20 protein-coding genes are annotated in these 24,531 nt (G+C 64.5%); 8 read left to right on the top strand and 12 right to left on the bottom strand.

The genetic code is table 11. The annotated features are described in order from the left end of the window. Nucleotides 1-4 precede the first annotated feature (4 nt). The 4 genes from CH296_RS16025 to mca all read right to left on the bottom strand — a co-directional run bounded on the left by CH296_RS16025 (nt 5) and on the right by mca (nt 4,190). Nucleotides 5-925: a GGDEF domain-containing protein gene (locus CH296_RS16025; RefSeq protein WP_179277737.1), complete on the bottom strand. Its 921-nt coding sequence runs from the start codon at nt 923-925 to the stop codon at nt 5-7. A gap of 111 nt (nt 926-1,036) precedes the next feature. After that, the gene (locus CH296_RS16020) at nt 1,037-3,046 is read right to left on the bottom strand and encodes a thioredoxin domain-containing protein (RefSeq protein ID WP_094685179.1); all 2,010 of its coding nucleotides are present in this window, start codon (nt 3,044-3,046) and stop codon (nt 1,037-1,039) included. Then, nucleotides 3,046-3,318 (bottom strand): hypothetical protein, encoded by a 273-nt coding sequence (locus CH296_RS16015; protein ID WP_032394020.1) that lies wholly within the window; start codon nt 3,316-3,318, stop codon nt 3,046-3,048. The genes CH296_RS16020 and CH296_RS16015 overlap by 1 nt, the downstream gene beginning before the upstream one ends. Beyond that, nucleotides 3,315-4,190 carry a mycothiol conjugate amidase Mca gene (mca, locus tag CH296_RS16010; protein ID WP_176459393.1) on the bottom strand — a complete coding sequence of 292 codons (876 nt, stop codon included), beginning with the start codon at nt 4,188-4,190 and terminating at the stop codon, nt 3,315-3,317. The genes CH296_RS16015 and mca overlap by 4 nt, the downstream gene beginning before the upstream one ends. 103 nt (nt 4,191-4,293) lie before the next feature. Here mca and CH296_RS16005 point away from each other — a divergent pair, with 103 nt between their 5' ends. Together CH296_RS16005 and greA are read left to right on the top strand one after the other, a co-directional pair. Then, nucleotides 4,294-4,734: a DUF4307 domain-containing protein gene (locus CH296_RS16005; RefSeq protein ID WP_045199113.1), complete on the top strand. Its 441-nt coding sequence runs from the start codon at nt 4,294-4,296 to the stop codon at nt 4,732-4,734. A 225-nt stretch (nt 4,735-4,959) separates the two neighbouring features. Further along, the gene (greA, locus tag CH296_RS16000) at nt 4,960-5,454 is read left to right on the top strand and encodes a transcription elongation factor GreA (RefSeq protein WP_032394210.1); all 495 of its coding nucleotides are present in this window, start codon (nt 4,960-4,962) and stop codon (nt 5,452-5,454) included. Nucleotides 5,455-5,523: 69 nt separating this feature from the next. On the opposite strand, the gene CH296_RS15995 is transcribed toward greA, so the two are convergent. From CH296_RS15995 to CH296_RS15985, 3 genes are read right to left on the bottom strand one after another with little or no spacing between them, the layout of a single operon-like run. After that, nucleotides 5,524-6,318, bottom strand: coding sequence for an ABC transporter permease (locus tag CH296_RS15995; protein WP_032394017.1), 795 nt, complete (start codon nt 6,316-6,318; stop codon nt 5,524-5,526). Beyond that, nucleotides 6,315-7,283 (bottom strand): ATP-binding cassette domain-containing protein, encoded by a 969-nt coding sequence (locus tag CH296_RS15990; protein WP_094685178.1) that lies wholly within the window; start codon nt 7,281-7,283, stop codon nt 6,315-6,317. Before CH296_RS15990 ends, CH296_RS15995 begins: the two co-directional genes overlap by 4 nt. Before the next feature lie 55 nt (nt 7,284-7,338). Continuing rightward, nucleotides 7,339-10,470, bottom strand: a complete 3,132-nt coding sequence (locus tag CH296_RS15985; RefSeq protein ID WP_094685177.1) for an arabinosyltransferase domain-containing protein — start codon at nt 10,468-10,470, stop codon at nt 7,339-7,341. Between the two features lie 119 nt (nt 10,471-10,589). Here CH296_RS15985 and CH296_RS15980 point away from each other — a divergent pair, with 119 nt between their 5' ends. After that, nucleotides 10,590-11,726, top strand: coding sequence for a hypothetical protein (locus tag CH296_RS15980; protein WP_256980474.1), 1,137 nt, complete (start codon nt 10,590-10,592; stop codon nt 11,724-11,726). A 17-nt stretch (nt 11,727-11,743) separates the two neighbouring features. Here CH296_RS15980 and ilvA read toward each other — a convergent pair whose 3' ends face one another. After that, nucleotides 11,744-12,907: a threonine ammonia-lyase gene (gene ilvA / locus CH296_RS15975; protein WP_217901372.1), complete on the bottom strand. Its 1,164-nt coding sequence runs from the start codon at nt 12,905-12,907 to the stop codon at nt 11,744-11,746. 185 nt (nt 12,908-13,092) lie between these two features. Between ilvA and CH296_RS15970 the strand changes: the two genes are divergently transcribed. The 5 genes from CH296_RS15970 to CH296_RS15950 all read left to right on the top strand — a co-directional run bounded on the left by CH296_RS15970 (nt 13,093) and on the right by CH296_RS15950 (nt 16,920). Next, the gene (locus CH296_RS15970) at nt 13,093-14,025 is read left to right on the top strand and encodes a DUF6286 domain-containing Asp23/Gls24 family envelope stress response protein (protein WP_094685176.1); all 933 of its coding nucleotides are present in this window, start codon (nt 13,093-13,095) and stop codon (nt 14,023-14,025) included. Continuing rightward, nucleotides 14,025-14,576, top strand: coding sequence for a hypothetical protein (locus CH296_RS15965; protein WP_094685175.1), 552 nt, complete (start codon nt 14,025-14,027; stop codon nt 14,574-14,576). The genes CH296_RS15970 and CH296_RS15965 overlap by 1 nt, the downstream gene beginning before the upstream one ends. 124 nt (nt 14,577-14,700) lie before the next feature. Continuing rightward, nucleotides 14,701-15,702 carry a GAF domain-containing protein gene (locus CH296_RS15960; protein ID WP_094629542.1) on the top strand — a complete coding sequence of 334 codons (1,002 nt, stop codon included), beginning with the start codon at nt 14,701-14,703 and terminating at the stop codon, nt 15,700-15,702. 276 nt (nt 15,703-15,978) lie between these two features. Next, nucleotides 15,979-16,497 carry a hypothetical protein gene (locus CH296_RS15955; protein WP_141214765.1) on the top strand — a complete coding sequence of 173 codons (519 nt, stop codon included), beginning with the start codon at nt 15,979-15,981 and terminating at the stop codon, nt 16,495-16,497. Nucleotides 16,498-16,530: 33 nt separating this feature from the next. Next, complete coding sequence (locus CH296_RS15950; protein WP_094629540.1) at nt 16,531-16,920, top strand: hypothetical protein; 390 nt, start codon at nt 16,531-16,533, stop codon at nt 16,918-16,920. Between the two features lie 63 nt (nt 16,921-16,983). On the opposite strand, the gene CH296_RS15945 is transcribed toward CH296_RS15950, so the two are convergent. The 4 genes from CH296_RS15945 to fusA all read right to left on the bottom strand — a co-directional run bounded on the left by CH296_RS15945 (nt 16,984) and on the right by fusA (nt 24,473). Further along, nucleotides 16,984-19,509 (bottom strand): polynucleotide kinase-phosphatase, encoded by a 2,526-nt coding sequence (locus CH296_RS15945; RefSeq protein ID WP_094685174.1) that lies wholly within the window; start codon nt 19,507-19,509, stop codon nt 16,984-16,986. After that, on the bottom strand, nt 19,506-20,801 hold the full coding sequence (locus CH296_RS15940; protein ID WP_256980473.1) for a 3' terminal RNA ribose 2'-O-methyltransferase Hen1: 1,296 nt from the start codon (nt 20,799-20,801) through the stop codon (nt 19,506-19,508). Before CH296_RS15940 ends, CH296_RS15945 begins: the two co-directional genes overlap by 4 nt. Before the next feature lie 276 nt (nt 20,802-21,077). Then, a complete protein-coding gene (gene tuf / locus CH296_RS15935; RefSeq protein ID WP_008714056.1) occupies nt 21,078-22,268 on the bottom strand; it encodes an elongation factor Tu in 1,191 nt (396 codons plus the stop codon). Nucleotides 22,269-22,370: 102 nt separating this feature from the next. Next, nucleotides 22,371-24,473: an elongation factor G gene (gene fusA / locus CH296_RS15930; protein WP_045199098.1), complete on the bottom strand. Its 2,103-nt coding sequence runs from the start codon at nt 24,471-24,473 to the stop codon at nt 22,371-22,373. Nucleotides 24,474-24,531: the final 58 nt, after the last annotated feature.

The raw sequence follows: 24,531 nt of genomic DNA, 5'->3' as shown, positions 1-24,531 counted from the left end.
ACCCTCAGGTGCTTCGAGCTGCCTTGTCTCGATACATCAGTGCGTCGGCGCGCTGAATCAGTCGATCTCTCGACTCCCCCGGCTCACGCACGGCAACGCCGACACTCACCGACACCCCGAGCAGATTCGATCCGAACGGCACCGGCTCTCCGCAGATCGCCGACCTCACCGACTCCGCGATATGGGCGCTGTCGGTCCCCTTCGCCCCGTCGAACGACACGGCGAACACGAACTCGTCTCCCGCGTACCGACCGACGACGCTCCCGCGCGGCGACCACTGGTGCAGGCGACGTCCTGCTGCCTCCAGAATGGCGTCGCCCGCAGCGTGACCGTGCACGTCGTTGATCGATTTCAGCCTGTCGACGTCGACGAATGCCAGAGCGACCGGCAGATCCTCGACGATCCATTCGTCGACGTGGGCGAGCAAGGGCCCACGTCGCAGCAATCCGGTCAACTCGTCGCGCTCGGCGCGATCACGCCAACGAACGGTGTCGTCCGCGACCGGATTGACCAGATCCAGCAGCGCGACGATGAACCGACGCCCGGCGATCTTCGCGATTCCGACATGCATCCAGCAGGAGACGACCTCCCCGTCGCCGCGGCGCACTCGACGCAGCGCTCCGATCGGTCGACCCTCATCGGCGGAGCCCGCATCGGGAAACCGGTGCTCGAGTTCGACCGCGATGCGCGTCGCGGACGCGCGATCGCCGAGCGGCACGAAATCCGCAACGGGTCGACCGACCATGTCGTCCACCGCGCACCCGAGCACACCCTCGCACAGGATGTTGGCACCGACGACCTCGTACTGCATCGAATGCACCATGGCCGCCATCGGAACCGCGGCCACGAACTCGGCGACAGCAGCGCGTTGTTCGTCGGTCACTGCCGCGTACACGGTGCCCGCACGCATCACACCCTCATTCATGACACCTTCACTCATGACACCGTCGATCCGTTGATAGACGTTCGACCACCCCAGGCCGAGGAAACTCCCGGCAACAGTACTGTTCTCCCGTCGAAGCATCGACGAGCGTCGTCACCTCTGCAGTGCGAACGGCAAATCTTCGGCAGACGTCACAGGACGGTCGCACACGAAGCCACGACACACGTACGCCGTTTCGAGGCCGTCGACGGGTGGACGGTCGGTCAGCAGCGCCGACGAATCCGTCACGCCTGCCACCACGACCGAACCGCCAGGAGCCAGCGCCCGCACGGCCGAGAGCAGATCACCGCCGGGTGCCGTCGACACCGCGATCTGAATCGGGCCACGAACGGACGCTTCTGCGACCGCCAACCAGTGCCCGCCGGACCTGGGCGCTCGTTCGAGAATCGACGCCGATCGTGCCAGCGACGCAGCCGCCAGTTCGGCGTAACGCGCAGAGGAGCTGTGATCGACCAATGCCGCTGCGGTGAGCAGCGCCTCGGCCATCGTGGATGCTCCCGACGGGGTGGCCCCGTCGATCGGGTCACGAGGGCGGGTCACGAGAGTCTCGGCATCGTCGGCGGTGTCGAACCACCCGCCGACGTCATCGGGGTCGGCGAAGTGCTCGACCGCGGCGTCGATGATCGACGTCATGCGCTCGGACCAGACCGAATCTCCTGTGGCCTGGAACAGCGCCGCCGCGGCGACCGCGAGACACGCGTAATCCTCGAGCACACCGGTGGCCTCACCCACCGCTCCGCCGAGAGAGGCACGGCGGACCCGCCCGGACTCGACGTGGCCGGCGAACAGCTGCTCGCCGCACTCGACTGCCGCGTCGACCCAACGCGACTGCCCCAGCCCGGTTCCGGCCTCGACCAGCGCGGTGATCGCCAACCCGTTCCATGCGGTGACGACCTTGTCGTCGCGGCCGGGTTGCGGCCGAGTCGCGCGAGCGGCCGACAGTGCTCCGCGCACCCGGGCGAACCGGTCGTAGTCCTCGGGTTCGGCGGGCAGTTGCAGTACCGACATACCTGCCTCGAACGTGCCTGCCGAATTCACCGCGAACAACCCCGCTGCCCAGACGCCGTCCTCGAAACCGAGAGTCTCGATCAGTTGCTCCGGGGTCCACGCGTAGGTCAGACCCTCTATGCCTTCGGTGTCGGCATCGAGGGCCGACGCGAAACAACCATTGTCCGTGCGTAGTTCACGGAGCATGAACTCCGCAGTGTCCGACGCCACCCGCCGGGCGAGCGCATCGTCGTCGACCCTGGCCGCGTGCGCGTAGAACCGCAGTAGCAGCGCGTTGTCGTAGAGCATCTTCTCGAAGTGCGGGACGACCCACTCGGCATCGACGGAGTAGCGCGCGAATCCCCCGCCCAGCTGGTCGTAGATGCCACCGCGTGCCATGGCCGACGCGGTACGGCGAACGACGCCGAGGACCTCGGTGTCGCCGGTGCGCTCGTAGTGCCGGAGCAGACCCTCGAGCAGCGCGCCGGGTGGGAACTTCGGTGCCCGGCCGAAGCCGCCGTACGTGGTGTCCTCGTCCGCGCAGATCGCCGAGACCGAGGCCGCCAGAGCATCGGCGTCGATCGGGCGTCCGCCCGCGGGCACGCCTGCGCTGTGTTTGCGCAGTTCGGTGACGATGTCGGCGGAGGCGTCGAACACTTCCTGTCGCCGCGTCGACCAGGTGTCGGCGATCGCGGTGAGCAACTGCTGGAACGACGGCATTCCCTGACGCGGGGCCGGCGGGAAGTACGTTCCGCAGTAGAACGGCTCGGTGTCGGGGGTCAGGAAACACGTCATCGGCCACCCCCCTTGGCCGGTCATCGCGACGGTGGCGTTCATGTACACCGAGTCGAGGTCGGGTCGTTCTTCGCGATCGACCTTGATGCACACGAAATGCTCGTTCATCGATGCCGCGGTCGCCTCGTCCTCGAACGACTCGTGAGCCATGACGTGGCACCAGTGGCACGCCGAGTATCCGATCGACAGCAGGATGGGAACATCGCGATCACGGGCGGACTGCAGAGCCTGCGGTCCCCATTGCTGCCAGTGCACCGGGTTGTCCGCGTGCTGCCTCAGATACGGGCTGGTGGACTCACCGAGGGCATTGGCGTCGAGCATCAGGGCTCGTCGGTGGCGGCGGGTTCGGTTCGAGTCCGTTCCGGCGGGGACGGATCTGCGATCCCGCCGCGGTCGGTGCCTTCGTCGAGGGCTTGATCCAACGTCGGATCCTCCTTCTCGAACGTGGCGGGCAGACGCTTGATCTTCTTGTTCATGGACCAGATCAACAGTGCCGTTCCGACCAGCAGCGCAACCAGGATCACCAGGCCGATCGGCGATGACTTACCGAACTCGGGACCGGTGGGCTGCTGGGCGAGGATCGACACGATCATTCGGTGGTCTCTTCTATTCCGGCGAACAGGTCCGTCTCGGGCAGCGACGTCGTGACCCGAGTGCGAGCCAACTCGAACTCCTCGGTGGGCCACAGCTTGCGCTGCACGTCCAGCGGCACGGCGAAGAACGACCCATTGGGGTCGATCTGCGTCGCGTGTGCGCGCAGTGCGTCGTCGCGTTGCTCGAACCAGTCACCGACGGTGACCTGCGTGGTGATGCGACCCATGATCTCGTCGCGCTGGCCGTCCCAACGCTTGAGCCAGTCGACGAACGGGCTCTCCTCGCCGCGATCGATGAACCAATCGTGGAAGAGCTGCATGCGCTTACGGATGAACCCGTGCGAGTAGTAGAGCTTGAGCGGAGTCCAGGGCTCACCGGCGTCGGGGAAGCGTTCGGGATCGCCCGAGGCCTCCCATGCGGCCATCGAGACCTCGTGGCAGCGGATGTGGTCGGGATGCGGGTAACCGCCGCGCTCGTCGTAGGTGGTGATGACGTGCGGCTTGAACTCGCGCACCACCTTCACCAACGCCTCGGTGGAGACCTCCAACGGGACCAGCGCGAAACAGCCCTCGGGGAGAGGCGGTAGAGGATCGCCCTCGGGCAACCCGGAGTCCTCGAAGCCGAGCCACGTCTGCCGGACGCCCAGGATGCGGGCGGCCTCCGCCATCTCCTCGCGTCGAACGTCCCGGATGCGCTCGTGCACACCCGGAATGTCCATCGCCGGATTGAGGATGTCGCCCCGCTCGCCGCCGGTGAGCGTGACGACCAGAACCTCGTGCCCTTCGGCCGCGTAGCGAGCCGTTGTCGCAGCACCTTTGCTGGACTCGTCGTCGGGATGGGCATGCACTGCCATGAGCCGCAGTCCGGACACGTTCTTCCTCACCTCGGATTCGCCTGGTTCTTGCCTGACCTATAGTTCCACCTGATGCCGACAGGCACCCAGCGGCACCCCCGAATCGACCCCGAGAGCTGACATGACCAACGCACTTCCCGCAGGTAGATACCCGTCGGGTTCCGGTCCGAGCGGCGTTCGGCAGGCCCCGAAACGTGCGACGAAGATCGCACTCGTGGCGTTGGTCCTGCTGGTCGGAACGGGTGTGGCCTACTACGCGTACAGCAAGTTCTCGGTCAAACCCATCGAGGGCAGTCAGCTCTCGTTCGACATCGTCGACGAGCAGACGATGTCGATCAGGTTCAGCGTCACCCGGCAGGATCCCGAGCAACCGGCCGTGTGCATCGTCCGCGCCCGATCGCGCGACGGCTCCGAGACCGGTAGACGTGAGGTGTACATCCCGCCGGAGTCGGCGTCGACCACCGTGGAGATGACCACCGAGGTGACGACGTCGGCCGCACCCGCCGTCGGCGACGTCTACGGCTGCAGCCTCGATGTTCCCGAATATTTACGAGCCCGATAGGCGAACTGCCTGTTCGTGGTAAGCTCGGCCCATACACGGCCACCGCAGTAGGTGCCGTGTATTGCTGCATTGCGGGCAGGGTTCACCTGCGAACGACGACGACGGCTCCAGGATGTGGGCCGACCAAGGGGATCCAACCATTGGAGTCCCCTGTTCGTTGCGTGCCCTACCTGCTCAGAAACCGGAATCCGAACTCGAGATTCCGACTACGAGGGAGTGATCGAGATGACCGAGACCCAGGTGACCTGGCTTACCCAGGAATCACACGACAGGCTCAAGAGCGAACTCGACCAGCTCATTTCCAATCGCCCCGTCATCGCCGCCGAGATCAACGAGCGTCGCGAAGAGGGCGATCTGAAGGAGAACGGCGGCTACCACGCTGCGCGTGAGGAGCAGGGCCAGCAGGAAGCACGTATCCGCCAGCTGCAGGAGCTGCTCAACAACGCGAAGGTCGGCGAGGCACCCACTCAGTCCGGTGTCGCACTGCCCGGGTCCGTCGTCAAGGTCTACTACGACGGCGATGAGTCCGACACGGAGACGTTCCTGATCGCCACTCGCGAAGAGGGTGCCCGCGACAACAAGCTCGAGGTGTACTCCCCCGCGTCACCGCTGGGCGGATCGCTCATCGACGCCAAGGTCGGCGACACCCGCGAGTACACACTGCCCAACGGCAAGACCATGAAGGTCACGCTCGTCAGCGCGGAGCCGTACCACACGTAAGCCTTTCCCCAGAAGACATCGAAGCACCCCCGGTCGCCGAGCGACCGGGGGTGCTTTTCTGCGTCGATGTCAGGCGGTCATCGTCTTCTGGTACTTACGTACCGACAGCGGCACGAACACCACGAGCATCAACACCACCCAGATGAGGGTGTAGAGCACGGGGTTCTGCAGTGGCCAGACCTCCGGCGGCGGTGCCATCGGGTTGGTGTTGCCGAACTGCTCTCGCACCGCCAGCGTCACCGACGAGATCGGATTCCACTCGGCGATCGTCTTGAGCACACTGGGGAAATTGTCGATCGGGACGAAGGTGTTGGCGATGAACGTCAACGGAAAGATCACGATGAACGACGCGTTGTTGAAGATCTCCGGCGAGCGCACGATCAAGCCCACCAGCGCCATCACCCACGAGATCGAGTATGCGAACAGCAGCAGCAGGACGTACCCGAGCAGAGCGTCGAAGAACGACGACGTGATTCGCCAACCCACGATCAGGCCGGTGATCGACATGATGGTAATGGTGACGATGTTGTTTCCGACATCGGCGGCGGTGCGCCCGATGACGACGGCCGAACGTGCCATCGGCAACGACCGGAACCGATCCATCACGCCCTTCTGCAGATCCTCGGCCAGCGAGGACCCGGTGATGGAGGCACCGAAGATCATCGTCTGCACGAAGATGCCGCCCATCAGGAAACTCTTGTAGTCGATGCCGGGAACCTCGATCGCGCTGCCGAAGACATAGGCGAACAGCAGGACGAACATGATCGGGGAGAGCGTGGCGAAGAACAGCAGATCGGGAACTCGCTTGAGCTTGATCAGATTTCGCTTGGTGATGATCGCGGAATCCAGAAGGACGTTGCTCATTTCTCTTCCTCCGCCGTCTCGGGCTCGCCGGTGGTCTGACCGGTCAGACTCAGGAACACATCGTCGAGATTCGGCCGTCGCAGACCGACGTCGACGACCTCGATTCCGTTCCTTTCGAGCTCGACCAGTGCGGTCGACAGGTCCTTCGATCCCCCGTTGACGGGCATGACGATCCGGCCGACCTGATCGTCGAGGGTGGGCGGCTCGACGCCGATCGGGGCCAGGATCTGCATCGCGCGATCGGCCTGGGATCGATCGGTGAGCACGAATTCGACTCGCTCGCCGCCCGTTTGCGCCTTGAGCTCGTCCGCTGTGCCGCGGGCGATGATCTTGCCCTTGTTCAACACGATGATCGAATCGGCCAGCCGGTCGGCCTCTTCGAGGTACTGGGTGGTCAACAGAATGGTGGTTCCGTCACGGACGAGATCTGCGATGAACTCCCACATGGTGATCCGGCTGCGCGGATCGAGTCCGGTGGTGGGTTCGTCGAGGAACACCACTCGTGGTCGCCCGATCAGGCTGGCCGCGATGTCGAGTCGCCGACGCATACCGCCCGAGTACTGCTTGGCGGTGCGATCACGGGCGTACTCGAGGTCGAAGCGCACGAGCAGCTCGTCGGCGCGCTTCCTGGCTTCGGCCTTGCGCAGGCCGAACAGTCGGCCGACCATCTCGAGGTTCTCGTACCCGGTCAGGTACTCGTCCACGGCCGCGAACTGGCCGGTCAGTCCGATCGTGCTCCGCACCTCGTTCGCCTGCGAATGCACGTCGAGTCCGAAGATTCTGGCCGAGCCCGATGTCGCCTGCAGCAGGGTGGCGAGAATACGGACCGCCGTGGTCTTTCCGGCACCGTTGGGGCCGAGCACACCGAGCACCGTGCCCTCCGGAACGGTGAAATCGATCCCGTCGAGCGCGACGTTCTTGCCGTACCGAAGTACGAGGTCCTCTACTTCTATAGCGTTCGCCATTGCCCTATCCCCGTTTCTCTCCTGGTCGGTGTAAGGACTTCCGAACGCGTAGAGATTAACCGGTCTTGATCGGACCGGGCGTCCACAGACCCGAACGCTGCACCTCTTCTGCTGTGATCTGCGCCGCCTGCGCCGCTTCGTCGTACGGGGTGTACTGCTCGATCGACCCCCAGTCGCGGTCCCAGTCGCCGGACAGGTACGACGGAATGGTGCGGGCGGAGGCAACGATGTCGATCCACCCGAGCGGCCCGCCGCCGAAGTGGTCCTGCCACGCGTTGGTGATGACGGCACCGCTGCGGTCCGGCAGTACCCGGTACTGCGGAATTTCGGCAACCCCGAGGCGATGGTCGAACGGATGCTGGCACGGGAAGTTGAACCCGACCTCCCAATCGAGCATCACCGGAGCGTCACGGCCGACGACCTCGTTCAGCGTCTGAGTGCGCGGAACTCGGGGCGGCGTGATCGCCAACCACTGGTCGGGATCACGATCGGTGTCGGAGAGCACCAGGCGAATCATGTTGGTGCCGGCTGGAATCCGATCCATGGGTACACGCAGGTTGCGCCAGGACGGCGTCGGACCGATGTCGATGGGCGTCACCCGCCCCTGCGCCTGCCCGTCCACCCCGTACTCGAGTTCGAGGCTCTGCCCGTAGGTGACGATGCCGTCGGAGTCCACCGAGCGGATGCGTCCGGCAGCGGCGATGGAGATCAGGTCGCCCGGATCGGCGGGCAACGCGTACCAGCCGGTCGTCAGTGTGGCGGGGGTGTCGGACCCGAACGAGCCGAGCACCGGCACGGATTCCGGATCGAGGCCGTACGGCAGTGCGCTGCCACCGGTTCCGGCACCGGTGGTCGACGCCGGCTGCTGTTGCTCCTCGGTGTCGACGGTGTTCGAGGTACCCGATGCCGACGCCTCCTTGTCGGCCGTCAGATCACCCGCAACGCCGTTCGGGGTGAATCCGTCGTTCTCGGCACCCAGCGCGGCGAATGCGTCGCCGCTCACCGGTTGCAGCACATCGGCATTGGGGTCGGTTTCGAGCAGTACGTCGTTGGCGAGACCGCACGTGTTCCCGGCCAGCGCGGAGAGGTTCGACTTCGCGATCGAGTACGACGGCCATTGCGCCACCGCGCCTTTGGCCATCGATGCCACGGCCAGCAGCACCATCAGAGCGGCCGCCACCGCGATCGGCGGCACCGACCACCAACGTGCCATCGGAATGTCGGTGCGCACATAGGGCGCACGAAGATGGAACCAAACCGCTGCGAGCAACAGCAGCAGGGTCAGGCCGAGGAACATGGTCGAGATGCCCAGGCCGGCAACGAGGATCGGCTTGTCCCAGAACGGAACTCCCCACGCCGATACGTACCAGTAGCCGTTGGTTCCGGTGAACGCGACGGCCAGCAGAAACGAGACCGCAGCAGCGAACAGGAGTCGGTTGCGTCGCGAACGCAGCACCGCGGCACCGGTCGCCACCGCTGCCAGTACTGCAACAGAAGCGGCGAGTCCGGCGAAGACACCGAAGTGGTGGGTCCACTTGGTGGGGGTGATCATCATCAGGGCCATCGCGCCGACGGTGATGCCGACGATCCGCCGTGCCGGACCCGTTGCGGTACCGGGGATCTTGCCGCCCTTGCGCAGCATCGCCACGACCACTGCGATCAGCGAGACGATCATGACGAACACCCCGAAGCGACGCGCGAGCGAGCCGTCGATGTCCAGGTTCATCAGCCACTGGTAGCGCAGGTACTCGTCGAACCAGGCCTGGCTCGGACCGGCCGCGTTGTGCACACGCTGCATCTCGAGCATGCCCGCCACGGTCTGGTTGCCGAACGCGAACACCAATACAACCGTGCCCGACGCGACCAACGGGGCGAGCAGCGTCACCGCTCCCAGTGTCGTGCTGCCCGGTGTTCGATAACCCAAGTCACGCGCGCGGGCGACGACGATCTGCAACACCGGTCGAGCCCCGGCGATCAACGGCGCGAAGCAGATGAATCCGGAGGGTCCGCACGTGACCGTCAACGCCGCGATCAGAATCGCCGCGGCTGCGGGCAGCAACCTGCGGGTGGCGATCGAGCGCTCCACCGAGCACCACGTCAGCAACACTCCGAGCGCCACGAACGGCTCAGGGCGCAAGCCGTTGTTGTACGGCAGCCAGAACGCGAGCATCACCAGACCGCCGGTCCACAGCGCCGTCTTCGACGCGCGAGCGGCCGCACCGAACCGCGGGATCACCTCGCGGCTGATGACGAGCCATGCCACGACAGCGCAGATCAGCGTCGGCAACCGCATCCACACGCTGGCCGTCGAGACGTGCGAGAGGAGGGTGAACATGTCGTACAGCGGTGTGCCGAAAGGTGTCTCGGGAACGCCGAAGTAGCGGAAGTAGTTGGCCATGTACCCGGCGTGATCGGCCGTGCGCGCCATGCCCAGCTGGTAACCGTCGTCGGAGGTGTTCGCACCGATGAGGTGCCACACCAGCAGGGTCCCGATCACCACGCCGTCGGCCACGCCGAACGTCCACCATCGACGAGGGAGGAAGCGTCGGGCGCGCCTGCCGTCGGACAGGTCGAGGCGGTGCAGCGCCACCAGAGAAATGCCCGTGGCGAGCACACCGACGATCATCGCGAACCACTTCAGCGCGCTCGGGGTCGACGAGAATCGACTGTCGAGCTGGGCTGTCAGCGTGAGGCCGTCGACGGTGCCTCGAAGATCGCTGAAGACTCCAACCAGCTGCGGCCGAACATCGCCCTCGCGAGTGGTGGTCTCGGCGTCGGTCAGCCCGACCGTGGTCGCCGTACCGTTCGAGGTGATCGTCAACGCGCAGTCGGTCAGTTCGGAGACCGGCTTCTCGAGGAGGACCGAATCACGCATTGTCACCTTCAGTTGCGATGCCTCACCGCCCGTCACCTCGGCAACGAGACCGTAGCGATAGGCGTCGGGCGATCCCTTGGGCGAGGTCGACAACAACAGACCGCCGCCGGGCAACTGTTCGACGGCAGCACACGGAATCGTCGCGTCGACGCCGATGGGGGTGTAGCCGACGAGCGGAGCTTCGACGCTGCCGATCGTCTCGCCCTGCGGCCAGGTCAGCGAGGACTGCTGTTGCTCGATCGGCAGCAGCGGTATCGCGATCGTCAACAGGATTCCCAGGACAGCGGAGACGATCGCGACGAGCCGAGCCATGCAAATATCTCCCACCGATGTCCTGGTTCAAGTCGCTGCTCAAGCTACCAGCCGGTCGTGAAGGGGCCCGTCGAGACGAATCCGGTCTGGACAACTTTCCCTGTGGCACACTCTCCACCGTGATCAGCCCGATGGCGGTGCATGTCGAAGGCACCGACGCCGACCGCATCACCGCGCGAATAACGACTCCGTCGGGTGTCGAGACTCGAGTGACGACGGAGTCCAATTATTCGCTCGACCATTCCGCTACCCCCTGGCTTCCGCCGCTCCTGACGGCCGGAATGCGCAAGGGCTGGGACATCACGTTCGACGGCCCCGTGGATTCGACCGCGCTTCGAGGTGCATCCGGGGCTCAGAAGGTCTTCCTCGACTGGTATCCCAAGCGTTTTCGGGAAGTGTCGATCTCCGCCGAACCCGGCCGAGTCGCCACCGGCGCGACAGGAGTGGGTTGCTTCTTCAGCGGCGGCGTCGACAGCTTCTACTCGGCGATCACGGAATCGGATCGCATCACTCACCTGATCTTCGTGCACGGTTTCGACATCGATGTCGACGACGAGAACCTGGCGGCCCGAGCCTCGGCCGCAGCCAGGGAGTCGGCGGCGGAGTTGAACAAACCGTTGATCGAGGTCAAGACCACGATGAGGTCGGCCTTCGGCGACCGACTACCGCTCGACTGGGGATACGACTTTCATGGTGCCGCATTGGCGCACGTCGGTCTGGCGTTGTCGCAACACCTGAGCACTGTCATCATCCCGTCGTCGAACTGCCGCGAGGAACTCACACCGTGGGGCTCTCATCCCGACCTCGACCCCTTGTGGTCGAGTGGCACAGTCGAGTTCGAGCACCACGAACTCGAACTGCACCGTCTGGGCAAGATTCGTCGGATCGGCGAGAACCGGACCGCGATGAACCATCTGCGGGTCTGCTGGGAGAACCTCGACGGAGCCTTCAACTGCGGCAGATGCGCCAAATGCGTTCGCACCCGGATCGGGTTGGCGGCCGCAGGCGCACAGTGCACGACGTTCCCCGAGATCATCGACATACGCGCTGTTCGTCGAATGGATCTGAGAAGCCGCGATCGCGGCTACCTGAGAACCGCACTCGCCGCGATGGACGCGTCCGGTGTCACCGACGTCGACCTGCAGCGGGCCGTGCACACAGCGATTCGACGAAGCTACTGGACACCGGCCCTGTTCTTCGTGCGTAGCGCAGGTTCACGTGTCGGCCAGGTGATCCGTCGAAGCCTCCATCGCTGAGTCGCTCGATCATCGGGTCAGTTCTCGACGTGCACCGCGTAGCCGGCCGCACCCAAGGCATCGAGCACCGAACCTCGATGGTCGGGTCCGCGGGTCTCGACCGTCAGCATCACATCGACCTCCTCGAGCCCCAGGCGTCCGCCGGTACGGGAGTGGACGACGTCGACGACGCTGGCCCCGGCATCACGCACCACTCCGAGTACGCCGGTGAGTCCGCCCGGCTTGTCCGAAATGGTCACGCGTACAGCGAGATAACGTCCACCCGCCCGGAGACCGTGGGTGATCACGTGGGTGAGCAGTAGCGGGTCGATGTTCCCGCCGGAGAGGACGGCACACACGGAGCCGGTCAATCCGAGTTCGTCCGCGGAATGCGTCATCAGCGCTGCCACCGCCGCAGCACCCGCCGGCTCCACGATGAGTTTCGCTCGCTCGATGCACAGCACCAACGCGCGAGAGAGCGCATCCTCGCTCACGGTCACCACGTCGTCGACCCAGCCCTGCACGTGATCGAACGGCACCGATCCGGGCAGGCCGATCGCGATGCCGTCGGCCATCGTCGACATCGATGTCAACGCGATGGGATGGCCCGCCTTCAGCGACGCCGGCCATGCGGCAGCACCCTCGGCCTGTACCCCGACGATCCTGATATCGGGTTTGGTCAGCTTGACCGCCGCGGCGACGCCTGCCAGCAGTCCCCCACCGCCGGTGGGAATCACGATGGTGCCGACGTCCGGCATCTGTTGGAGCAGTTCGGTACCGAGCGTCGCCTGCCCCGCGACGATGTCGAGATGGTCGAACGGATGAATGAGAGTGGCACCGGTGCGTTCGGCGAACTCCCGCGCCGACTTCAGTGCCTCGTCCACCGTGTTGCCCACCAGATGAACCGTTGCGCCGTAGGCCTTGGTGGCGACGAGCTTGGGTAGCGACACTCCGACCGGCATGAACACGGTCGAGTCGATCCCCACCTGCGACGCCGCCCAGGCGACGCCCTGCGCATGATTGCCGGCACTGGCCGCGACGACCCCGCGTGCACGCTGCTCGGCGTCGAGCCGGGCGATGCGGTTGTACGCCCCGCGCGGCTTGAACGATCCGGTGCGCTGCAGGTTCTCGCACTTGAGGCGCACCTCGTGGCCGGTGAGGTCCGACAGAATTCGCGAGGCCACCACGGGGGTCCGGCGCATGACCGGCTCCAGCAGCTCCTCGGCCGACGCAATATCCGACGCGGTCACCCGCACAATTTCCGACACGGTGGCAGTATGCCAGGAACAATTACTCTCGTGACATCATCCGCAGACGGTCGTCACTACAGTTGTGGAGCGCGTGCCGCACCACAGCGACCCGCGACCGGCGCAAAGGATTCTCGGTGATGACGCAGGCTGGACCCGACGAGGTCAACGACGGCCGCGAGATGCGTGGCAGCGTCGAGATCAAGGATCGGGCCATTTCTCGGACCGCCATCGCGGCGGCACTGAAGGATCCTCGGGTCACGCGCACCACCGGCGGCTTCTCGCGACTGACGGGTCGAGAACTCCCCCGCGCCGACGTCACCCTCGGCGAGGACACGATCGCAGTCAACCTCTACATCGGTGTGACCTGGCCGTCGCAGATCACCGAGGTGACCGAGTCGGTACACGCCACCGTCGAGGCCGCGTTGGCGACGATGACGGGGCTGCACGTGCATCGAGTGAACGTCCTGGTATCGGACGCCACACTGGACACCGGTTCCTCGTCGATGTCGGATACCGAAGAATCGCAAGCGATTCCACCTCGTCCACCCACGGCCGGGCCCGCCGCGATGCCGGTGGCACTGTTGTTCGGATTCGCGCTTCTCGGTCTCGCCTTCGTCGCCGGTAGGGAGTTCCTGATCGCGCACGGCCACCTCGGCGGACGTCGATGGATCGCCGACGCTGTGTCCTGGACAGCCGGATTGCACTGGCAGAGTTGGATGATCGCCGCCTCGATCGCCGCCGTCGTCGCCGGGCTCATCCTCGTGTTCATCGGGGTCAAGCCGCGGACGAAGACGCATTCCGGCCTGGGCGCGTCCACGGTCTGGGCCACAGCCACGGATATCGCCCGATTGTGCAGTGCTGCAGCGCAGTCCACGCGCGGAGTGGTGGACGCACACACCGTCGTCACGCGCAGGAAGATCGAGGTGCGAGTCGAGCGGGATGCTGCTTACGGTGCCGACCGGGTCGACGTCGACGTGCGCGAGGCACTCGCTCCGACACTGTCGGTTGCTGCGGGCGGGCGACGCCTGACGGTGAAGCAGTCGGTGGCAGCTCCGACGAGGGTGTCGTGATGAAGACGTTCGTCGCCGGTGTCGATCGACTCCTTGCCATCGTGGCCGGGGTGGGGTTGATCGCGGGTGGCGGATTCGCGCTTGCCTGGCACTACGACGTTCCGTGGGCGCGAGAAACGCTGTCTCGCTTCGACCGCGCACGGATTTCGGAACTACCGGAACAGGGCTGGTGGGTGCCGACGCTGGCTGTGGTTGTCTGCATCGCAGTGGTCGCGGCGCTGCTCCTGTTGATCGGCAACTTCTCTCCGCGCACGACCGGAACAGCAAGCGTCATCGAGGAGCCCCATTTCTCGGCGCACGTGGATCTGAGCGCCATCGCCACGGGCGTCGCCGCCGAGTTGGCCGAGTTCCCCGGTGTTCGACGCGCCCGCGGTACGGCGATCGACGATCGCGGGATGCCCACTGTTGCTGTATCCATCTATGCTGCAGCAGATTTCGATGTCGTCGCATTCACCGCCCGAGCCGAATCACGAGCCGCCTTCGTGGCCGAATCACTCGCCGATACACACGTCGCCACCCGCATTCAACTGCACGTCGACAAGCGAGGGTAGCGCGGCACTGCGACGGGCCCGGCCACCTGTCCCTTCTGTCGGATTCACCGGTACGGTGTCGGTACACGACCCGAAGCAGGGAAGATCCGTGGAGCTCGACTCGAGTGGAAGGGAGTCCGCCTCGATGGGGCGTAGAAACGGCGATTGGCTGTTGATTCTTCTCGAACCGGATTCGGCGGCGTGCGTGGTGGCTGTAGGGACAACGCAGAAGAGCAAGGTTCCCATGGCGGTGTTCCTGAGGAGGTCGTCCGACTCGATCCACGCACGTGATGCGGTTTCTCGGTGTGCAGAATCGGGCAGGGATGTGGACATCGAATGCGGGTCGGGCAGGTACGTCTCGGCCCGTCCGATTCGTGGGGACGACGGTACGGTCCAGGCGGTATGGGCCAGACTGCATCCAGGCACGTGCGACTCCCCGCCGTCGAATGCTTGGGCCTTTCGCTGGAATCTGACTCGCGGCACTGCCCACTCCAAGGACTCCCCGGCGCTGAATGCCGATGTGGCGCACTTGTCGGTAGCAGAAGCGATGGCGACGTTGGATTTCGGATTGCGAGCCACCGACGTCCTCGCGATGCTGGTATCCAGCGCAGTCGGCGACGCAGTGGATCTCGACGCCACCCAGCGTTGGACCACGGACGAGTTACATCGAATTCGGGTGCTGGCGCACACTACCGTCGAAGGCGAAGGTCGCTATCTGCGCGGCATTGCAATCGACCGCGGTCCGTTCGTCATGAACTATCCATCCCCTACCGGAGTCCAGGAAACGATGAGCGGGCTCGTAGCCGGTGCCTCTGCCACCGCACGACGCCACACCGCAATAGTCGATCTGTGCACGTTGGAAACCTTGTACTGGCACGGGCCGCCGCCGCCGTCCATCGCCTGGAATCTCGACCCGACCGACCCCCGACCGCGAGTGCACCCGGACGACGACGGAGCAGTCGAAACACTCGCGAAATCAGTGTCCCGGGCAGGCGGAGCAGGAGACGAACCGAGCATTACCGTCCGATTCAGAGACCGAGACGGCGGTTACACCACGCACACGGTGACCGCTTGTGCTCTGCCGATTCTCCCTGACGATACAGAACCTCGGCTCGCGCTGGTGACGGTGACCGAGGCCTGCATCTGATCGCGCGCAGCGCTGGCGCTTCGGCACCAACGGGTTTAAAGTTCGGTGTATTACGCAAAGACTCGGTCAACGAGGCGTAACCCGCGACCTACCTTGTCTCTCTCGGGATGGTCCGCACAATTGCAGATCGCCGGACGAGCGTGCGCTCTCGTTCCAGGCCGATCCCATCGAGTACGCAACCGGCCCAGATCCGTTGTGGCACTGCACCCGGCTCGGTCCGAACGACAGCCGGCATCACGTCGCCGAATCGCCCCATACTCACGAACGGGAGACATCATGAACCGCATTTCTGCTCGGACTCGCACCGCCTCCATCGCCCTGATCGCCGGCTCGATGATCGCCGTGACGTCGATGAGCGGGGCCGCTGTTGCTCTTGCTCAACCCGCGCCACCCGCTGTGTCCTCCACCGTCGAGGAATTCGTCCCCGTGAGCGCAGAAGAAGTTGCCTCGCTCAATGCTTCGCTGGCAGAACAGGGACGCAATCCACTCCCCGCCGGCACAGCCGGCTTTCAGATCAGCGATGATGCGACTGTGACGATCGTCGACGAGACCGGCAAGGTCCTCGACAGGCAGCCGACTCCCACGGGACCTCAGGCGCGTGGAGTCACCGATGAAATCAAGCGAGTAGTCGGTGCCTGCCTCGGAATCGACTTCTTCGGCGCAGTCGGTGCTTGGGAGGCGATCGAAAGCCAAGTGAACTCGTGGGACAAGGCGGCCAAGTTCGTCCTGAGGCGAGTCGGCCTGATCGCGGCATTGTCCTGCGGCGGCGGAATATTCGCGGAGTACCTACTCTGACATGCCCTTCTCCCCAGGAAAGGAACGATTGCCATGACAGCTCCCACCCGAAACAAGTTCGAGCGATGGTCCGGCGGGATGCCCCTCGCCGCCCCTGTGGCATTCGGAGCCGTGCTGTTGATCGTCAGTGTCTCGTCGAAGCTCGGTGGTAGCTCCCTCTTCTTCTTCGCCCCTCTGGCCTTCGTCACCTCGGGAACGATGGTGTGGCTCGCAGCCCGACGTGATCCGACGCGAGACCACCTCGCTCACGTCACGGTCGGGTCGGGACTGCTGGTGGGATGCGGCGTCGTCGTCGCAGTGTGTGGTCTCGCAGGCGGTCTGATGCTGGACTCACCGACGTTCTGGGCGTCCATAGCCGTCGTTGCAGCAATTGCGGCACCGATCAGCGCAGGCATCAGTCCGTTCTCGTCGCCGAGGGGTTAGTGCCTGCGGCAGTGGTGTGATCGAGGGCCCCAGGTGGCACTCGACCACACCACTGCCCAGCACCTACAACCGCGGGTCGACCGGCTCGGATTCCAGTGCCAGGACCGCAAACACGGCCTGGTGGATGCGATACAGCGGCTCACCGCGCACCGACCGATCCAGTGCTTCCATTCCCAGCGCATACTCGCGTAGCGCCATCGACTGCTTGTGTCCCACGTTTCGGTTGCGCAGTGCAGTCAGTCGATCCGGGTCGGTGTAGTCGGCACCGTAGATCAGCCGAAGGTACTCCCGGCCGCGAACCTTCGTGCCGGGCTGCATCTTTCCGCGCGGAGCGTTCGCTGCCGGTTTGACGACCATGCCCTCGCCGCCCTTCGCCGTCAACTCCTCCCACCATTTCTCCGCTGCCGCAAGCGAACCCGGGTTGAACAGATCGACCTCGATTCTCCGGGTGGTGGCGAACACCTCAGGGGCTGCCGCTACCAATCGGTCGGCAACGTCGAGGTGCCACGTGTGCGGACGATCCGCATACGTCTCGACGTTCGACGCCAGCACCTGAAACGGCGCGATCCGAACTCCGTCGAGTCCGTCCGTCGGCCAGATGTACCGGCGATACGCGTCGGTGAACTCGCCCAGGTTGCCCTGCCGAACGGTGTTGCGTTCCTGCAACTCCTGCACAGCAAGACCCCGCGCTCCGGCCGCCGCCAGCACCGCAGCTTCGGCCCCGAGATTCGCCCTGGACACCGCGGCGACCGCGGCGTACTCGGTCTTGATCAGGCCCTCCGCTTTGGCGGACCACGGCATCAGTTCACAATCGAGAATCAGCCAGCTCGAGACCAATTCGTCCCACACACCGGCCTTCTCGATCGCGTCGGACACCCCGGAGATCATCTCGCCGGTGAGCGACTCGTCGAACACCGGACGACCCGTCCGCGTGTACGCGGTGCCGAGCACTCCCTCCGGCGCATCGAACTTCTTTCGAGCGGTGGCTGAATCTCGACACACCACAACAACCACCCGCGAGCCCATGTGCTTCTCCTCGCAGATCACCGTCGACGCACCGAGCGCGCGATACGCGTCGAATGCCTCGGTCGGATACTCGAGATAATCCTCGCGCTCCGATGTTGCACTCGGAGCCATCGTCGGCGGCAGATAGTGCAGCCACTGCGGAGCCAGCGCGAACCGACTCATCACTTCCAGTGCGCCCGCGGCGTTCTCCGGCCGAACCGATACCCGTCCACGCAGCGACGTCTCGACGCCAGTCGGGCCGATGACGTCGGACAGATCGAGCGATGCCGCATCCCGCGTGAACGTGCCCATCGGGCGGGCAGGCTCGTACCAGACCTTCTCGGCCGGAACCGACACCACCTCACGCTCCGGATAGCGCAGCGCCGTGAGCTTCCCACCGAAGACGCATCCTGTATCGAGGCACGCAGTGTTGTTCTCCCACTCCACTTCCGGCACCGGCGTGTGCCCGTACAGCACGGTCGCCGAGCCCCGATAGTCCTGCGCCCACGGATACCGCACCGGCAAGCCGAATTCGTCGGTCTCGCCGGTGGTATCTCCGTAGAGAGCAAAGCTTCGAACCCTGCCCGACGCCCTGTTGTGGTACTTCTCGATCAGTCCGGCGTGCGCCACGACGAGCTTGCCGCCGTCGAGCACGAGGTGCGCGACGAGGCCGTCGCAGAACTCGAGAACCTCCCGGCGGAACTCGTCGGATTCCGATTCGAGCTGTTCGAGGGTCTCGGCCAGACCGTGCGAGGTGATCACCTTCCGCCCACGCAGTGCTTTGACGAGCTTGTTCTCGTGGTTACCCGGAACTGCCAATGCCGTTCCGGAACCGACCATTCCCATAACGAGCCGCAGGACTCCCACCGAGTCCGGTCCGCGATCGACATAATCGCCGACGAACACCGCGGTACGACCAGGCGGCGGCGTCGCACCGACCGGGCGGCCGTCATCGTCCCGGTCGATCGCGTAACCCATTGTTACGAGCAAACTTTCGAGTTCGGCGAGGCAGCCGTGGATGTCGCCGATCACGTCGAAGGGCCCGGTCAGGTTGCGACGATCACTGCGCAGCAGGGTGCGAACGAACGTCGCCGACGCAACCGCCTCGACACCGTCGAGTACGTGGACCGAGCGGAAACCTTCCTTGGACAGCCCTCGCATCGAGCGCTGCAACTGGGACTGCTGGCGACGCAGCACTTCTCGGCCGAACGTCCTGTCGGTTCGTTCGGCATTCCGCTGTGCACACACAGATTCCGGCACATCGAGTACGACGGCCACCGGGAGTACATCGTGTTCACGAGCCAACGCGATCAGTGCTCTACGCGCAGCCGGTTGGACGTTCGTCGCGTCGACGACGGTGAGCAGACCGGCCCGAAGCCTGGTTGCGACCAGGAATTCCAGCAGCGCGAACGCGTCCTTGGTTGCGCTCTGCAGATTGGGGTCGTTGCTCACCATGCCTCGGCAGGCATCACTGGACACCGTCTCGTACGGACCGAAGTGCTGCGCGGCGAACGACGACTTACCGGAGCCGCTGATACCCACGAGTACGACGAGGGACCGATCCGGAATGTCGAAGGTACTCATCGGGACTGCTCCTCTCGGGTGAATACGGCCATCTGGGTCGGGGTGCCGTGCATGTCGTCGACGGAGCCGATTCCCTCGACGCGCACCGCATAGGCGTGTTCACGTGCCACCGACGAGCACCATTGCTCGAACTGCGCGCGGGTGAACTCGAATCGGTGATCGACGTGACGGAAAGCTCCCGGTTCGAGGCCGGGATAGAGCACGTTGTACTCGGAGTTGGGTGTGGTGACGAGAACCGTACGCGGACGCGCCTGAAGAAACACCGAACGCACCAGCGCCGGGATCCGGTCGAGGTCGACGTGTTCGATGACCTCCATGAGCACCATTGCGTCGAATCCGTGCAACCGAACGTCGCGGTACGTGGCCGAGGACTGGACCAGCTCGATCCGAGCGCGCTGCCGATCGGACATGTCGTCCAGACGCAGCCTGCGCTGAGCCTTGGCAAGTGCGCGATCACTCACGTCGGCACCGACAATACGCTCGAAATCGTTGGTTGCGAACAGCTCTCGCAGCAGGCGGCCCTCACCGCAACCGAGATCGATCACCGACTTCGCGCCGACGCCTGCCAGAGCCGCCAGTACGGCACGCACCCGCTGCTCGGCCAACGACGGATCTCTCGGCGTGGCAACGTCGTCGGGCACATCCGGGACGAGCCGGTCCAACGCCGACGCCACCAGTTCGCGACGGTGCGCCAGGTAGCGGGAGGCGATCAATGCCGACTCAGGGTGATCTCCCAGCCAATCCCCTGCTGCTTGAACGAGCTTGTCGGCCTCGTCCTCGCCCACCCAGTAGTGCTTGGCGTCGTCGAGGACCGGAAGAAGAACGTACAGTTGCCGCAGCGCAGCCGACAGTGTGAACGTGCCGGTGAGAACGAGGTCGATGTATTCGGAGTCGCCCCACTGCGGTTGCGTCGAATCGAGCGGAATGGGCGTCGCCTGAACGCCCCACCCGAGCGGACCGAACATCCGCGACGCGAGATCACCGGCACCACGCGACGGCGCGGCAGGTAGCGCAATAGTCAGATCGATTGCAGCAGAGACCAGTTCGGGTCTGTGGCCGCACACGCCGGCCAGCGTCTGCTTGAACAGCCTAGACAGAGCCACCGCCAGTCCCGAGGCGGCGTCGGTATCGGCGAGAACTGCGACTGTGGTGCGCGTGGCCGAGACTTCCGGGTACAGCACGGTCGTGTTGCCCATCGGCAGGTTTCGCGTTTGCACGCGATCGGGGTGCTTGTGCAACAAATACCCGATGTCGGAGGCGTCCGGGAAATCGGTTGTGGCATTTGCAGTCACGGTCAGTAGCACCGCAGCGACGTTACGGGACAGCCGAGCCCGATGCGTCCCATTTTTCGGGTGCCACCTCGGGCCGCGTCAATGGACCACTGCATACGTCTGAGCGGTGCGAGGGTCCATTCACCCACCGTGGGTGGCACACCTCGGACCACGTGAATGAACCACTGCATACGTCTGACCGCGACAATGGTCCATTGACGCCAACGGGGGGCGCACGCAAAAGCGGCACCCACCCTTTCGGGTGAGTGCCGCTGCGGTACAGCTGGTGGAACTAGATCACTTGATGATCTTCGTGACGCGACCGGCTCCGACGGTACGACCGCCCTCACGGATTGCGAAACGCAGGCCGACATCCATGGCGACCGGCTGGATCAGCGTGACGGACATCTCGGTGTTGTCACCGGGCATGACCATCTCGGTGCCCTCGGGAAGGGTCACGACGCCCGTAACGTCCGTGGTACGGAAGTAGAACTGCGGGCGGTAGTTGTTGAAGAACGGCGTGTGGCGGCCGCCCTCGTCCTTCGAGAGGATGTAAGCGTTGCCCTCGAACTCCGTGTGGGGAGTCGTGGTGCCCGGCTTGATGATGACCTGTCCACGCTCGACGTCTTCGCGCTTGATGCCACGAACGAGGAGGCCGACGTTGTCGCCTGCCTGACCCGAGTCGAGCAGCTTGCGGAACATTTCGATTCCGGTGACGGTGGTCTTGGTCGAGCCGGGGCGGATGCCGACGATCTCGACCTCTTCGTTGACGTTGACCGAGCCGCGCTCGATACGTCCGGTGACCACGGTGCCACGACCGGTGATGGTGAAGACGTCCTCGACGGGCATCAGGAACGGCTTGTCGGTCTCACGGACGGGGTCCGGCACGGAATCGTCGACGGCCTGCATGAGCTCCAGAACCGACTCGCCCCACTTCTCGTCACCCTCGAGTGCCTTGAGTGCGGAGACCTTGATGACCGGTGCGTCCTCGTCGAACTCCTGCGAAGCGAGGAGCTCGCGGACCTCCATCTCGACGAGCTCGATGATCTCGTCGTCGTCGACCATGTCGGCCTTGTTCAGTGCGACCAGGATGTACGGAACACCGACCTGGCGGGCGAGCAGCACGTGCTCGCGGGTCTGCGGCATCGGGCCGTCGGTTGCTGCAACGACCAGGATTGCGCCGTCCATCTGTGCCGCGCCGGTGATCATGTTCTTGATGTAGTCGGCGTGACCCGGTGCATCGACGTGCGCGTAGTGGCGCTTCTCGGTCTGGTACTCGACGTGGGAGATGTTGATCGTGATACCACGAGCCTTCTCCTCCGGAGCCTTGTCGATCTGATCGAAAGCCGAGGCCTCGTTCAGGTCCGGGAACTTGTCGTGCAGAACCTTGGTGATTGCAGCCGTCAGCGTCGTCTTACCGTGGTCAACGTGACCGATGGTGCCGATGTTGACGTGCGGCTTCGTCCGATCGAACTTCGCCTTCGCCACTGTGTGTCCTCCTGGACTGATCTGTGCCGGCCCCGACGGGGCAAGCACGCGTATGTGTTGTTACTTATTACAGGTCGAGCGTGGTCCAGCAGCTGAAGAGAGTTACTCTCCGGTCGCCTTCGCGATGATTTCCTTCGAGACGTTCGCAGGAACTTCTGCGTAGGAATCGAAGACCATGGAGTAGTTAGCGCGGCCCTGCGTCTTCGACCGAAGGTCTCCGATGTAGCCGAACATCTCCGACAGCGGAACCAATGCCTTGACGATACGGGCACCGCTGCGTTCCTCCATGGCCTGGATCTGACCACGGCGGGAGTTCAGGTCGCCGATGACCTCACCCATGTAATCCTCGGGAGTGATGACCTCGACGGCCATGACGGGTTCGAGGATGACGGGGCTGGCCTTGCGAGCAGCTTCCTTGAACGCTTGTGAGCCGGCGACCTTGAAGGCCATTTCCGACGAGTCGACGTCGTGGTACGCACCGTCGAGCAGTGTGACCTTGACGTTGACCAGGGGGTATCCGGCGAGAACACCGTACTGCATGGCGTCCTGAGCACCTGCGTCGACCGAGGGGATGTACTCCCTGGGCACACGACCACCGGAGACCTTGTTCTCGAACTCGTAGGTCGCACCGTCTTCGCCCTCGAAAGGCTCGAGCTTGATGATGACCTTCGCGAACTGGCCGGAGCCACCGGTCTGCTTCTTGTGGGTGTAGTCGTGCTTGTCGACCGTCTTGCGGATGGTCTCGCGGTACGCGACCTGCGGCTTACCGACGTTGGCCTCGACCTTGAACTCGCGACGCATACGGTCGACGAGGATGTCGAGGTGCAGCTCGCCCATTCCGCCGATGACGGTCTGGCCGGTGTCCTCGTCCAGCTTCACCGAGAAGGTGGGATCCTCTTCGGCGAGCTTCTGGATCGCTGTTCCCAGCTTCTCCTGGTCGGACTTGGTCTTCGGCTCGATCGAGACCTGGATGACCGGGTCCGGGAAGCTCATGGACTCGAGGATGATCTGGTTCTGCGGATCGCAGAGCGTGTCACCCGTCGTGGTGTCCTTGAGGCCGATGACGGCGTAGATGTGACCGGCAGATGCGGTCGCGATCGCGTTCTCCTTGTTGGAGTGCATCTGGAAGAGCTTGCCCAGACGCTCCTTCTTGCCCTTGGTCGAGTTGATGACCTGAGCGCCGGAGTCGACCTTGCCCGAGTACACCCGGACGTAGGTCAGCTTGCCGAAGAAGGGGTGGGTCGCGATCTTGAACGCGAGAGCTGCGAACGGCTCGTCTGCGGACGGCTTGCGAGTGATCTCCTTCTCCTCGTCGCCGACGGCGTGCCCGATGGTCTCGGCAACGTCGAGGGGAGACGGGAGGTAGTCGATGACCGCGTCGAGCATGGGCTGAACGCCCTTGTTCTTGAACGCGGATCCACACAGGATCGGGTACAGCTCGCTGTTGACCGTCATCTTGCGGATGGCAGCCTTGATCTCGTCGACCGTGAGCTCTTCGCCACCGAAGTGCTTCTCCAGAAGCGCTTCGTCGGACTCGGCGACGGTCTCGAGCAGCTGGGTGCGGTACTCGTCCGCGCGCTCCTTGAGGTGTTCCGGGATCTCCTGGATCTCGTACTTCTCGCCGAGCTTGGTCTCGCCACTCCACACGAGAGCCTTCATCTGCACGAGGTCGATGACGCCCTCGAAGTCGTTCTCTGCGCCGATGGGCAGCTGGATGACCAGCGGCTTGGCACCGAGACGATCGATGATGGTCTGCACGGTGTAGTAGAAGTCCGCGCCGAGCTTGTCCATCTTGTTGACGAAGCAGATGCGCGGTACGTCGTACTTGTCGGCCTGACGCCAGACCTGCTCGGACTGCGGCTCGACGCCCTCTTTGCCGTCGAACACTGCGACTGCGCCGTCGAGGACGCGGAGCGAGCGCTCCACCTCGACGGTGAAGTCGACGTGACCGGGGGTGTCGATGATGTTGATCTGGTTGTCGTTCCAGAAGCACGTCGTGGCAGCAGAGGTGATCGTGATGCCACGCTCCTGCTCCTGCTCCATCCAGTCCATGGTGGCTGCGCCATCGTGAACTTCACCGATCTTGTACGAGATACCGGTGTAGAAGAGGATGCGTTCGGTAGTGGTGGTCTTGCCGGCATCGATGTGGGCCATGATGCCGATGTTGCGGACCTTGTTGAGGTCGGTCAGCACGTCCTGTGCCACGAGTTAACCCGCCTTGGTGTTGGAAGAGGTATTGCCTGAGCTGATCAACGCTCCGGCG

The sequence above is a fragment of the Rhodococcus sp. 14-2496-1d genome (assembly GCF_002259365.1).
Lineage (GTDB): Bacteria > Actinomycetota > Actinomycetes > Mycobacteriales > Mycobacteriaceae > Rhodococcoides.
The sequence above is the reverse complement of the archived record's forward strand: the minus strand, read 5'-3'. Positions and strand labels throughout refer to the sequence as shown.

What these genes read in the sequence shown, in the direction of transcription:
- CH296_RS15945 (WP_094685174.1), bottom strand. Translation starts at nt 19,509, where the DNA reads ATGAGTACCTTCGACATTCCGGATCGGTCCCTCGTCGTACTCGTGGGT.
- CH296_RS15960 (WP_094629542.1), top strand. Translation starts at nt 14,701, where the DNA reads ATGGGGCGTAGAAACGGCGATTGGCTGTTGATTCTTCTCGAACCGGAT.
- CH296_RS15985 (WP_094685177.1), bottom strand. Translation starts at nt 10,470, where the DNA reads ATGGCTCGGCTCGTCGCGATCGTCTCCGCTGTCCTGGGAATCCTGTTG.
- CH296_RS16005 (WP_045199113.1), top strand. Translation starts at nt 4,294, where the DNA reads ATGACCAACGCACTTCCCGCAGGTAGATACCCGTCGGGTTCCGGTCCG.
- CH296_RS15950 (WP_094629540.1), top strand. Translation starts at nt 16,531, where the DNA reads ATGACAGCTCCCACCCGAAACAAGTTCGAGCGATGGTCCGGCGGGATG.
- greA (WP_032394210.1), top strand. Translation starts at nt 4,960, where the DNA reads ATGACCGAGACCCAGGTGACCTGGCTTACCCAGGAATCACACGACAGG.
- CH296_RS15955 (WP_141214765.1), top strand. Translation starts at nt 15,979, where the DNA reads ATGAACCGCATTTCTGCTCGGACTCGCACCGCCTCCATCGCCCTGATC.
- CH296_RS15995 (WP_032394017.1), bottom strand. Translation starts at nt 6,318, where the DNA reads ATGAGCAACGTCCTTCTGGATTCCGCGATCATCACCAAGCGAAATCTG.
- CH296_RS15965 (WP_094685175.1), top strand. Translation starts at nt 14,025, where the DNA reads ATGAAGACGTTCGTCGCCGGTGTCGATCGACTCCTTGCCATCGTGGCC.
- CH296_RS16020 (WP_094685179.1), bottom strand. Translation starts at nt 3,046, where the DNA reads ATGCTCGACGCCAATGCCCTCGGTGAGTCCACCAGCCCGTATCTGAGG.
- CH296_RS15990 (WP_094685178.1), bottom strand. Translation starts at nt 7,283, where the DNA reads ATGGCGAACGCTATAGAAGTAGAGGACCTCGTACTTCGGTACGGCAAG.
- CH296_RS16025 (WP_179277737.1), bottom strand. Translation starts at nt 925, where the DNA reads ATGAATGAGGGTGTGATGCGTGCGGGCACCGTGTACGCGGCAGTGACC.
- CH296_RS15970 (WP_094685176.1), top strand. Translation starts at nt 13,093, where the DNA reads ATGACGCAGGCTGGACCCGACGAGGTCAACGACGGCCGCGAGATGCGT.
- ilvA (WP_217901372.1), bottom strand. Translation starts at nt 12,907, where the DNA reads ATGCGCCGGACCCCCGTGGTGGCCTCGCGAATTCTGTCGGACCTCACC.
- CH296_RS16015 (WP_032394020.1), bottom strand. Translation starts at nt 3,318, where the DNA reads ATGATCGTGTCGATCCTCGCCCAGCAGCCCACCGGTCCCGAGTTCGGT.